This window comes from Nonomuraea sp. NPDC049158, assembly GCF_040648335.1.
Taxonomy (GTDB): domain Bacteria; phylum Actinomycetota; class Actinomycetes; order Streptosporangiales; family Streptosporangiaceae; genus Nonomuraea.
The window spans coordinates 111,826-123,201 of record NZ_JBEZDM010000003.1; the positions used below are offsets into that span (position 1 = coordinate 111,826).

Annotated in this window: 10 protein-coding genes; 4 read left to right on the forward strand and 6 right to left on the reverse strand. The window is 68.6% G+C overall.

Annotation, left to right across the window (positions count from 1 at the left end):
- Positions 1–29 precede the first annotated feature (29 nt).
- Entirely contained in the window at positions 30–2,366 is a 2,337-nt protein-coding gene (locus tag AB0B61_RS08250; RefSeq protein WP_358429553.1) for a GH1 family beta-glucosidase, read from the forward strand.
- Between the two features lie 41 nt (positions 2,367–2,407).
- Here the strand turns inward: AB0B61_RS08250 and AB0B61_RS08255 are convergent, their stop codons facing one another.
- Positions 2,408–3,352 carry a 2-oxoglutarate and iron-dependent oxygenase domain-containing protein gene (locus tag AB0B61_RS08255; protein WP_358429555.1) on the reverse strand — a complete coding sequence of 315 codons (945 nt, stop codon included), beginning with the start codon at positions 3,350–3,352 and terminating at the stop codon, positions 2,408–2,410.
- Between the two features lie 62 nt (positions 3,353–3,414).
- On the opposite strand from AB0B61_RS08255, the gene AB0B61_RS08260 reads away from it, so the two are divergent.
- Positions 3,415–4,605, forward strand: a complete 1,191-nt coding sequence (locus AB0B61_RS08260) for a hypothetical protein (RefSeq protein WP_358429557.1) — start codon at positions 3,415–3,417, stop codon at positions 4,603–4,605.
- An 8-nt stretch (positions 4,606–4,613) separates the two neighbouring features.
- Here the strand turns inward: AB0B61_RS08260 and AB0B61_RS08265 are convergent, their stop codons facing one another.
- The 4 genes from AB0B61_RS08265 to AB0B61_RS08280 form a co-directional block, all read right to left on the reverse strand.
- Complete coding sequence (locus AB0B61_RS08265; protein ID WP_358429559.1) at positions 4,614–4,988, reverse strand: VOC family protein; 375 nt, start codon at positions 4,986–4,988, stop codon at positions 4,614–4,616.
- Positions 4,989–5,047: 59 nt separating this feature from the next.
- Complete coding sequence (locus tag AB0B61_RS08270) at positions 5,048–6,433, reverse strand: glycoside hydrolase family 16 protein (protein ID WP_358429561.1); 1,386 nt, start codon at positions 6,431–6,433, stop codon at positions 5,048–5,050.
- A gap of 165 nt (positions 6,434–6,598) precedes the next feature.
- Positions 6,599–7,294: a hypothetical protein gene (locus tag AB0B61_RS08275; protein ID WP_358429563.1), complete on the reverse strand. Its 696-nt coding sequence runs from the start codon at positions 7,292–7,294 to the stop codon at positions 6,599–6,601.
- Positions 7,295–7,488: 194 nt separating this feature from the next.
- The gene (locus AB0B61_RS08280; protein ID WP_358429565.1) at positions 7,489–8,598 is read right to left on the reverse strand and encodes a hypothetical protein; all 1,110 of its coding nucleotides are present in this window, start codon (positions 8,596–8,598) and stop codon (positions 7,489–7,491) included.
- Positions 8,599–8,890: 292 nt separating this feature from the next.
- Between AB0B61_RS08280 and AB0B61_RS08285 the strand changes: the two genes are divergently transcribed.
- Complete coding sequence (locus tag AB0B61_RS08285; RefSeq protein ID WP_358429567.1) at positions 8,891–9,595, forward strand: DUF4097 family beta strand repeat-containing protein; 705 nt, start codon at positions 8,891–8,893, stop codon at positions 9,593–9,595.
- A gap of 146 nt (positions 9,596–9,741) precedes the next feature.
- Here AB0B61_RS08285 and AB0B61_RS08290 read toward each other — a convergent pair whose 3' ends face one another.
- Positions 9,742–10,218 carry a hypothetical protein gene (locus tag AB0B61_RS08290; protein ID WP_358429569.1) on the reverse strand — a complete coding sequence of 159 codons (477 nt, stop codon included), beginning with the start codon at positions 10,216–10,218 and terminating at the stop codon, positions 9,742–9,744.
- 328 nt (positions 10,219–10,546) lie between these two features.
- Here AB0B61_RS08290 and AB0B61_RS08295 point away from each other — a divergent pair, with 328 nt between their 5' ends.
- Entirely contained in the window at positions 10,547–11,254 is a 708-nt protein-coding gene (locus tag AB0B61_RS08295; protein WP_358429571.1) for a DUF6461 domain-containing protein, read from the forward strand.
- The last annotated feature ends 122 nt before the right edge of the window (positions 11,255–11,376 follow it).

An 11,376-nucleotide genomic window follows, 5' to 3' on the forward strand; every position in this document is an offset into this window, starting at 1 on the left:
TCGATCTTTCACCGGAGGATGCTGGACAAGTGAGCAGCGCTGCTTTTCCCGAGAATTTCATCTGGGGCGTCTCGACGTCCGCCTATCAAATTGAGGGCGCCAATGCGGCCGACGGCCGGGGGCCGTCCATCTGGGACACCTTTTCCGATTCGCAGGCCGCCTGCGACCATTACCACAGATATGTCGAGGACATCGGCCTGCTGAAAGACCTGGGCGTGACCGCCTACCGTTTCTCGGTGAGCTGGCCGCGGGTGGTCCCCGATGGCTCGGGGCGGACCAACACCGCCGGGCTGGATTTCTACGAGAAGCTGGTCGACGAATTACTCGGCGCGGGCATAACGCCGTACGCGACGCTCTACCACTGGGATCTGCCGCAGGCGTTGGAGGACAAAGGCGGCTGGGCCGTACGCGACACGGCCGCTCATTTCGCCGACTACGCGCGAGTCGTGCACGATCGGCTGGGCGACCGCGTCGACACCTGGTTCACGCTCAACGAGCCGTGGGTGGCGGCCTTCCTTGGGTACGGCTCCGGCATTCACGCGCCGGGCCGCACCTCGGCGGCCGACGCCTTCAAAAGCGCGCACCACATGCTGCTGGCGCACGGGCTCGCGACCCAGGCGCTGCGCCCGTCCAAGGTGGGGCTGGCACTGAACTTCGGCCCCGTCATGACGCCGGGCCAGGTCGGCGACCTGTCGCTGGAGCTGCCGGAGGAGGACGCGGAGGCGGTGGCCAGGATCGACACGCTGCTGCACCGGCAGTTCCTGGAGCCCGTGCTGCGCGGCGCCTATCCCGCCGAACTGCTTCCGGTCATCGAGCGGGCCGCGGGCCTCGACCACATCCAGGACGGCGACCTGGCCGTCATCTCCCAGCCGATCGACCTGCTCGGCGTCAATTACTACGCGCCGACCGTCGTACAGGCCCAGCCGAGTCAGCCCGCCGATCCTGCCTATCCGGGAAGCGCGGGAATTCTCTTCTGTACCGTTCCCACGGCGGTGACCGCGATGGGCTGGCCGATCGTCCCGAACGCGCTCCCGCTGCTGCTGCGCCGCCTTTCCAGGGAATATCCCGACACCCAGTTGATGCTCACCGAGAACGGCGCCGATTTCGTCGACGTGATATCGGGCGACGGCATTCACGACGTCGACAGGATCAATTTCATCGAGGAGCACCTGCGGGCACTCCGGGTGTCGATCGAGGAGGGCGCGCGGGTCAGCGGATATCTGCTCTGGTCATTGCTGGACTGCCTGGAATGGGCCGACGGCTACCAGCGCAAGTTCGGCGTCTACCACGTCGACTTCGCCACCCAGCGGCGGCGGCCGAAGGACAGCGCCCACTGGTACCGCGAGGTCGTCAAGCGCAACGGCCTGGGCGAGAGCCGCCCGAAACGGCCCACACTGGAGACCGTCGCCGCCCGCGCCTCGGTCTCCAGGGCCACGGCGTCACGCGTCATGAACGGCGAGGCGTCGGTCAGCTCGGAGGCCCGCGCCAGCGTGCTGCGCGCCGTACAGGAGCTGGGCTACGTCCCCAACGCGGCGGCCCGCAGCCTGGTCACGCGCCGCACGGAGTCGATCGCGCTGGTCCTGTCCGCGCCCAGGCCCGGCGGCGAGGCACTGACGGCGGCCGTCGTCCAGTACGTCACGAGCGTCCTGGAAGGGGCGGGCAAGCGGATCACACTCATGCTCGCCGACACGGCGGAGAGCCACCGGCGCATCGTCCAGCACGTCGAGGCCCGGCTGGTGGACGGTGTCATCCTCGCCACGCCGGACCGTACCGGCCCGCTGACCGAGCGCCTGACCCGCACGGGCCTGCCGCTGGTCCTGCTCGGCAAGCCGCCGGTCGCCTCCCTGATCCCTTACGTGGACGTGGACAACATCGGCGGCGCGGCGGCGGCGACGAACCACCTCCTGACCACCGGCCGCCGCCAGCTGGGCATGATCTGCGGCCCCCTGGACCTGGTCTCGGTCCAGGACCGCCTGACCGGCCACCGGAGCGCGCTCGAACGGGCGGGCATGCACCCCTTGATCGCCACCGCCGACCCCACCTTGGAGTCGGGCGCGGAGGCGGCGCGACGCCTGCTCGCGGACAACCCCCGGCTGGACGCCGTCTTCGCCACCTCCGACCACCTGGCGATCGGCGCGCTGCGCGCGGCCCGTCAGGCGGGCCGCCGGGTGCCCGAGGATCTGGCGATCGCGGGCTTCGACGACATAGACGCGGCCTCCTGCACCACCCCGTCCCTCACCACCGTCCAGGCCCCGGTCGCGGAGCAGGCCATGGCACTGGCCAGACTCCTGCTGTCGAGGCTGGAAGGCAGACACACCACGTCGGTCATCGTCCCGACCCGCCTCGTGGTGCGGGAATCCACCTAGACGGTCGCACCGCGTCCGGCTCACTCGGCCGGGCGCGGGGGCTACAGCGCGTCGGCGAGATGGGGGAAGACCTTGGACACCTTCGCGAGGAGATAGTCCCCGTACGTGCCGCTGAACGCCCGCAGATCCTGCCCGTCCCAGCGTGCGCGGCCCCCCGGTGTGTACGGGAGCGGCGGCACCTCGCAATCCCACCCGGGATCGAAGAAGAACGGATAACTCAGGCGCTCGTTGCCGCTCAGGTTGCGTACCCGGTGCGGAGTGGACCGGTAGAGGCCGCCGGTCAGCTTGTCCAGCATGTCGCCGATGTTGCAGACGAACGTGCCCGGCAGCGGCGGGGCGTCGATCCAGCCGCTTGAGGTGTGGACCTGGAGCCCCTCGTTGCCGTCCTGAAGCAGGAGAGTGAGCAGCCCATAGTCGGTGTGCTCGCCGACGCCCCACTCGTCCTTGTTCGGCACCGCGGGCGGATAGTGAAATATCCGGAAAAGGATGGTCGGATCGGCCGTGTAGCCGGTGCGGAAATAGTCCTCGGGCAATTCCAGGCTGAGCGCGATCCCCGACATGACGGCCTGGGCGACGCCGGTCATCGTGCCGAGGTAGTCGAGTACGGCCGCGCGCAGCTCGGGCACCTGCTCGGGGAACAGGTTCGGGCCGCGCAACGGCAGCCCGCTCGCGGGCTCCTCGGCGCCGAAGTAGACGCCTTCCTTCTGGTCCGGCCGCCCGGAGGTCAGCTCGTCGCCGACCGGGAAGAACCCGCGCCAGGCCCGGCCGCCGCGCTCCATCGAGATCTCGTTCTTCACCTCGACCGGCAGCTCGAAGAAGCTCCTGGCCGCGGCGTCGAGGCGGGCGACGAGGTCGGGGGAGACCCCGTGGCCGGAGACGTAGAAGAAACCGCTGTCCCGGCAGGCGGCGCCGATCCGCTCCGCCACGGCGTCGGAGTCTCCTTTGGAGAGGAGCGGTGAGATGTCGATCACCGGCAATTCGCTCACGACGCCATTGTTCCGCATTCCCGGCGATTAGCATCGAAAGACAGGACCGCGTTGGAGGCCGCATGGGCTTCACTCGCCGGAACGAGCACGAGCACGGGGACGAATCCGACGAGCCACGACAGGTCGCCCGCATCGCCCCCGCCGCCGCGTACGACGGAGACCTCTACCACCTGCCCGACTGGGCGCAGCGCCGCCGCGAGGAACGCGAGCTGGGCCGCGCCCACGCCACCGACGGCCAGATCGACACCCTCACTCTCGAAACCGGCAGCGTGCCGCGCTTCCACGAGCTGGAGGACGAGCGCCTGGCCGAACTGGCCCAGATCGAGAACCTCACCGAGCGAGAGATCCAGCAGGCCCGCGCCGAGTTCGAGGCACAGAAGATCAAGCTGACCGAGTCGCAGCGCGCGTTCGGCGAGATCCGCCAGGCCCTCGACGACAGCCAGCGCCGGGTGCGGGAGCTGGAGCAGCCGAGCAGGCGCCCCGGCGACGGCCGCCCCAGCTCCATCGCGCTGTCCGGCAGCCGCTGGCCCGTCGTACGCCGCTGGCTGCCCGCCGCGCTGCTCCTGCTGCTCCTGCTGATCGTCGAGGTGCCCATCCTCTACCAGGTCATCCTGAACTGGGGCGACAGCGTGGCGATGACCGCCCTGCTCGCGGCGGGCGCCGCGTTGATCATGCTGGTCGCGCCGCACATGTACGGCAGGTCGTTCCGGGCCTGGCAGGAGAACGGCAGCCCCGCCAAGGGACGCTGGCTGCTGATCGCCGTCGCGCTCGTCTGGCTCGGCCTGATCGTCGCCGTGGCCGTGCTCCGCCGCGAGGCCCTGGTCAAACCGCTGGTCGTGGACGGACAGGAGATCGGGCCCACCTCCTCCGGCGTCGGCCTCCTGCCCACCATGATCCTGCTGCTCGCCCTGCTCGTCGCCACCGCGCTGATCGCCGCCGACCTGGGGCGCAGGATGCACAACCCCAACGACCGCCGCCTGCGCGAACTGCGCGCCAAACGCGACGCCGAGGCCGCCGACTGCGCCGCCGCCCAGGCCGACTACCAGCGAGACGCCGGGTACGCGGAGAGCGTCGCCCAGTACCTCCAGGCCGTCGAGCGGCGGCAGGCCAGCAGGATGAGGCAGCTCGACAGCGGCTTCGACAGCCTCGGCACGGCGTACCTGGGCGGCGTGGTGGAGGGCCTGCGCGACCCGGAGGCGGCGAGCTGGGCCGAACGCATCGTGGTCAGACGCCGCAGCACTCAGGGAAGCTGAGCGTCTGATCAGCTCGCGCGCTCGGCCTCGCCGCGCTCAACACAGAACTCGTTGCCCTCAGGGTCGCGCAGCGTCACCCAACCGCGCCCGTCGGCCTTGCGATGGTCCTCGTGCAGCTTCGCCCCAAGGGAGATGATGCGCTCCACCTCCTCGTCGCGGGTCCGGTCGGTCGGCATCCAGTCGAAGTGGATCCGGTTCTTCACCGTCTTGCCCTCGGGCACCCGGATGAACAGCAGGCCGGGCACGGGCGAGGGCGCCACGAGGAGCACCTCGGGGTCACCCGGCTCGTCCTCGTCGGACAGCGGCCACCCGGTCACCTGACTCCAGAAGGTCCCCAGCTCGTACGGTTCGGCACAGTCGATCGTCACATGGCGCAGAATCATGCCGCCAACCCTAGCCAGGTGATCAGAGCGGTCCCGCCATATCCCCCGATAGGCGGCGATCAGGTAGTGGAGAACGTGAACCAGTTGACGTTGACGAAGTCGGCCGGCTGCCCGCTGCTGAACGTCAGGTAGACCGTGTGCGTACCGGTCACCCCTGAGATGTTCGCCGGAACCGTCCGCCAGCTCTGCCAGCCGCCCGTGTTGGCCAGCGCGAAGTCGCCGATCGGCGTGGCTGTGGGGCTGTCGAGCCGTACCTGTACGAGCCCGCTCACACCGCCCGCCGCCCCCGACGCCACCCTGGCCTTGAACTGCCCGGCGGCCGTGGAGCCGAAGTTCACCCCGTCGAAGCGGAGCCAGTCGCCGTTGGCGATGGCGCCGACGTTCTGGCCGCCGCCCGTGTCCGTGGTGGTCTCGACGATGGTGCCCGACTGGGCCTGGTAGCTCTCTGCCTGGATGGTCGAGCGGGCGTCCACCCCGCCTGGCGGGTTGGTCGGTCCGGAGCCGCCGCTCTGCCATACCGCCACGTAGTCGACGACCATCGGCCGCCCCGGCACGGTGGCCGCGACCGGCGTCCCGCTGCCGGCCAGCGCGTTCGGGAACGCCCCGCCCATGGCCACGTTGAGCAGCAGGAAGTAGCCGGCGTGACCGGTCATGTTGGCCCAGCTCGTGGCGTCCATCTGCGACTGGCTCACGCTGTGGAACTGCTGGCCGTCCACGTACCAGCGCAACTGGTTGGGGCTCACGCCGCGGTCCCACTCGAAGCGGTAGGTGTGGAAGGCCTCCTGGCACGTCGAGCCGGGGCAGGCGCGGTTGGCGCCCAGGCCGGTGGTCTCGTTGCACGGGCCGCCGGGGCTCACACCGCAGTGCAGGACGCCCCAGACGGAGTTGATGCCGTTGACGTTCTCCATGATGTCGAACTCGCCGATGCCCGGCCAGTTCCAGTAGTTACCCCGGTACGGCGAGCCGAGCGCCCAGAACGCCGGCCAGTAGCCGAGGGCGGCCTGACCGGTCACGTTCGGCATCTGGATGCGGCCCTCGATGCGCAGCACCCGCCCGTCGGCCGGCTTGAAGTCGGATCGTGTCGTCTCGATCCGCGCCGACGTCCATTCGCCGGAGCCGCTGCGCTGGGGCGTTATGCGCAGGTTGCCGGCGCCGTCGAGGCCGAGGTTCGAGGAGGAGCCGGTGTAGTTCTGGATCTCGCCGGTGCCCCAGTTGCCCGGTCCGCCCGGGTACGCGTGCCCGGTGTCCACGATCCAGTTGGCCGACGAGGGCGGCGCGCCCGCGGTGCCGTTGAAGTCGTCCGACCAGACCAGTGACCAGCCGGAAGGGGTGGGGGGCACGGCCGCGGACGCGCTCACGGCCACGTGCACGAGGAGGGCGGCGAGCACCGCCAGCGCCATGGCCACCGCCGCCAAGCGCCTGCGGCTCGGAGATTGTGCTGCCATTCCTTGCTCCTGGGGGGATGCGGAGGCTTGAGCAGGGGTTGTTCGTGCTAGAGAGCGCTCTCTCACCGAGACGTAAACACAGGCGTAACGCCGTGTCAACACAGCCTTGACGGCTCAGAGTCAGGCCAGCGGCCGACAGTAGAGAGCGCTCTCGAACACGCTCCGCTACAGCAGGTCGACCGGGCTCGCTCCCGCCGCCTCGAACGTCTCCTTCCAGAAGCCCTCCAGCAGCGGGAAGCGGTCAGGGCTCGCCGTCTTCTCCCGCAGAAACCCATGCACGACCACCCCGTAACCCGCTAGATCGGGCATCAACTGCGACTCCCGCAACTGCTTGGCCTTCTGCTTTCTGGCGGCCTCGCTCAGGTCGAGCTTGTTGATGTTCAGCTCGCCCCGGTTGTTGATGAGGTCGCTGAACACGATGATCTGATGCGCCTTGTCCGGCTGCCGCTGCGCGCTCATCTGCTTGACCAGATACCGGAGCGCGCCGAGCACATCCGACCCTTGGCCTTCGGTCGGGCAGTCGAAAAGCTTGACCGCCCGGGGGAGCACCTCGGTGATGCGATGGGTCCGGATGCGGTCCTCGACGACCGGGTTCGCGTTGGGGTTCTCGGCCTTGGTCGCCGCGATGGACACCGGGTCCTGGCGGCACGTACTGCTTTCGGAGCTTGCGGTCACGGCGGCGTACGCGATCCAGTCGCAGCCCTGGGCGAAGGCGGGCAACTTGGAGGTCACATCGCTGCGGGAGGTCGCCGGATCGGCGTAACTCGTGGAGTCGACCACCACCCCGCACACGGCCTTCGCGTCAGTCCCACACCCAGCGACCCCGCCCACCACCAGCACCACCACGGAGACCGACGCCATTGCCCGTCGCGTGACGCCTGCCCAGGCCGCCGAAGCCGTAGTCCGTCGCCCGACGCCTGCCCAAGCCACCGGCGCCCTTGTCTGCAGCATGGCACCTGCCCAAGCCACTGACCGCCCCCAAACGCCTGGCCGCCGCCTGGCCGCCTGCGTCAGGGGCTCCCCCCGCCCCCCGGCGTCGCCGCCACCTCCGTCCGTCATCGCCTTCCTCCAGCCCTCGGTCCGTCATCCTCCGACCCGGCGTCCAAATCAGAGGCGGCAGATAAACCGGAGGTAGCGTCCGAATCGAAGCCGGCGTCCGAACGGAGGCCTCCATCGGAGACAGCGACCGCGCCGAGGTCTCCAGCGGCAACTTTCGAGTCTTGGTCGCCATCAGCAACCTCTGAATCCAGGTCGGCATCGGCGGTTGCCTCTCTTGGCAGAGAGCGCCGCACCTCGCCGGGCAGCGCCTGCGGTATGACCTCGGCGTGCCATACCTCGATCCGCGCCTCGACCTCCTCCATGATCCGCCCGATCTCCTCCCGCCCGGAGACCGCCGCCGCACTGTCCCCCGAGGAGTCCATCGCGATGACCTCGCCCTTCCACAGCGACGGAATCTCCTCCTTGCGCGGATGAGCCCGCATCACCCCACCCCGATAGGCGGCGATGAGCTGCTCGGCCCTGGCGTGCACGGTCTCCACGGCGTGGTTGCGCTCGATCAGCGCGCTCTCCCACTCCTGCGTGAGCCGCTCGATCTGCGCCCTGGCCCGATGAACCGTGTCACTGGCCTCCTGTAACACCACCCTGCGCCGCGCCTCACCCCGCCGCCGCCTGGCCTCCGCGATGGAAATGAACGCATCCTCCCCACCAGCCGAGGCCCGCGTCGAAGCATCGGCAGAAGCAGCAGCGGAATCACCCGCCGACCCAGCACCCTCGACGCCAGCCCCAACCCCAGCCCCGGCAATGGACCCGGAGCCCGACCCTGACGCCGACGCCGACGCCGACGCCGACCTTGGCCCGGACCCGTTGCCGTAGCCGCCGTCCGGCCTCAGATCCGCCCGCCCAAGCTCCCGCAGTATCGTCTCCCGAGCCCCCACAGCCCGCTCGAGCAGCGCCGTCCTGGTGGCCGCGAGCCGCCGATCAACCTCGGTGATCCGCTCCCGAGCCAGCGCACGCACCTCGGTCACGTACGAAGGCTGGAACTCCGGATCCGTGAATTCCCCAAGCGGATGCTCCCGGGCATCCCGCATCCCCTGCCGGCGCGCTTCCTCCCGCTCGGCCAGCGGATCGCCCGCCCCCCACTTGAACAGCCGCGACCAGAACGCCATCCGCGTCTCCCGGCACAGAACCGCTACCCGACTAGAGTGCCCTGAAGGCCCACCCTAATCGCTCAATCCCCACCCAAAGCGGCCCTCTCCTGTTCCCGCCTTTGGCTATGTCGCGACCGCGTTCCCCGCCGAGGCGGCGGCCCGCGGTGACGTGGGCGACGTGGACCACAACCAGACCGTTCGCAAGGCGCTGCCCTTGGTGATCGCCGGTTTCACTCAGTGATGTCATCAGGGGGATTTCAGGGATCCCCTTGAGGCCGGGTACGGAGCGGGTCGCCCAGAATTGAGCACCATGAAGATGGAGAGAACGGCGGTGATCGCGGGCCTGCTCGGGCTCGCGGCGGTGTTGACCGGATGCGGCGCCGGTATTACGTCCGAGGCGGACACCGCGTCGTACGACCTCACCGACAAGGTGGCAGCACTGCACATCGAAGCCGACGCCGGCACCGTGGACGTGGTCGAGTCGGATCGGCAGGGCATCCATGTGATCGAGCGCCTCAACTGGCGCAAGAACAAGCCGACGACCCGCCGCGAGGTACGGGGTGACACGCTGGAGTTGGCGTTCGACTGCCCGACCAGTTGGGGACTGGGCGCCTGGGGCGTGACCTGCGACGTGAGCTACCAGGTCGAGGTGCCCAAGGGCCTGCGCGTCAAGGTCCGCTCCGACTCGGGGGACCTGACGCTGAAGGGGCTGTCGGGCGCGCTGGATGCCACGAGCGACTCCGGGACCGTCGAGGCCAGCGGCCTGACGGCCAAGGACGTCGCCGCGAAGACCGACTCGGGGGACATGACTCTGACCTTCACCGGACCGCCCGACAAGGTCACGACCGTCACCGATTCGGGCAAGACCGTGATCCACGTGCCGCAGACGCCCTACCGGATCGACGCCGAAACCGACTCCGGGAACAAGGTCATCAGGACCGTCAGCGACACCTCGGCCCCGCGTTCGATCGCGCTGTCCAGCGACTCCGGGGACATGGAGGTCGCGACTCCCTGAAGCCCTCCAGGCGAGCCGTCACAGGGGTGGCGTCGCGAAAATTCAGCCGTGGCCGCACGGCTGACGGCGCTCGACCGCTACGCCATGGTTCGACCGGCGACGGGCACGACGCTGAGGACCTGGTGCTATCTAGCGCTTAGAGGCTCCTAATCTCGCCGGGCTCCTTCGGGCCAGATCACCCGGACGGACATCTCCCGGCCCCGGGCCTCGGCCACCATGTCAGCGGTGCCGCCATAGCCTCGGGCGGGCTGTCCGTCCCAGACGGCGAACAACACATCGGCGTCGTCGAACATGCGCGCACTGGCCGTCATGTGGGACTCCGAGGTGGACTCCACGAAGTCCAGCCTGTGGACCCGGAGCGCCCGGCTCAGCAACTCGTCGTAAGCCGCATGGCACTCGCTCGGCAGCCCGTCTCGATACTCCTTGGCCGGAATCACGGCCTCCAGTACTCCTCCAAGGTCCAGCACCCCGCGAGCGAATATCTGATCGGCTCCATCCGCCAAACAGGACAAACCACTGATGTCGGGCCGGTACTCCGCGAGCGCCTCACGTACCGCCCGATCGACCAGTACGGCAGTCTCGTCCGGCAAGCCCCGATGGCCGGAGACGGCGATGCGGACCATGATCCCCCTCAGAGCAGAGTGGCGTGAAGACGTTCGTCGATCTACGCATGGCACCCCTCCGCCGATCCGGCCCGAGCCGCCCACCGAATCGCCCTGCGCTACGCGGCACTCCGCGTGTCGTACCCGCTCTCGCCGCTGATCGCCGGAGCACCGCCGTGTCCTTGACCTTGCAACAAGTGCTTAGCAGTACCCAAGAACAGCTCTCTCTCCAACATGGGTTGCGGAGAGACCTTGGACGAACTGGCCGGAAATCCACACGCCGAGATCAGACTCCAGAAATCGAGGACATCTGCGGTATGCAGGTAATTCGATGGCAACCTAAGGAGGGGTGGAAGTGGAAATCACTTACGCCGATGTCAGCTGGCTCGCCCGCGGATGGGAGTTAGGCGACATATGGTGTCTGACCTTCGTACGAGGTCTCGATGAGGCGGAGGCGCTACGGCGGTTGGGCACCGCCGAAGAGAGCATCCGGCCGCTGACCTACAGGGAGCTGACCGACGAAGGACTGTTTCCGCGGACGGCTCTAGCTGGGCGCCTTGAGGGCTGGGTGGTGCTCATCGAGCGGAACGGCTGCGAGGCGACAAAACCCGATGCCGTGCGAGCGCTGTCGGCGGGGACGGAGCTCGTATCCGTATTTCGGCACGACTACGCCACCGATCTGTTCGTGTACGCCATCGATGGGGATCGGCTGACTTCCTTCGATCCGAGGAAGCCCGCATGGCGGTACGGCAGCGATCCGGATTGCCTCCTAGAGGCGATGCGGGAGGTGGGTGTCCATCCGACGTACCCCTCGGAAGACCATGTCACGCGAGAGGCGGATATCAGCGCCGAGGCTCCGACAATGAACGAAGCGCTTATGCTCGCGGCCCGGCTGACGGGCGTCGTGCTGACCAAGGAAGTGTTGGACGGGCCGCTAATGGGCGGTGTTGTCGGCGCTCAGGCCGACGCCACTCTAGAAGAGGACGCCGGGCAACTGGCGACAACATCGCTTCGAACCGCCGACCTGTTTGCGGCGATGCGGCGAGATGGCCCGTAGCCGAACATGTCGATGCGGGAGAAGACCTCCCGTAGTCCGGTGAAGGGCATCGAGTTTCGCGGTATATGAGCGGGGGCTGCGAAAGAAAAACACCACCCCTGCAAGACGCGCAGGGGTGGTGC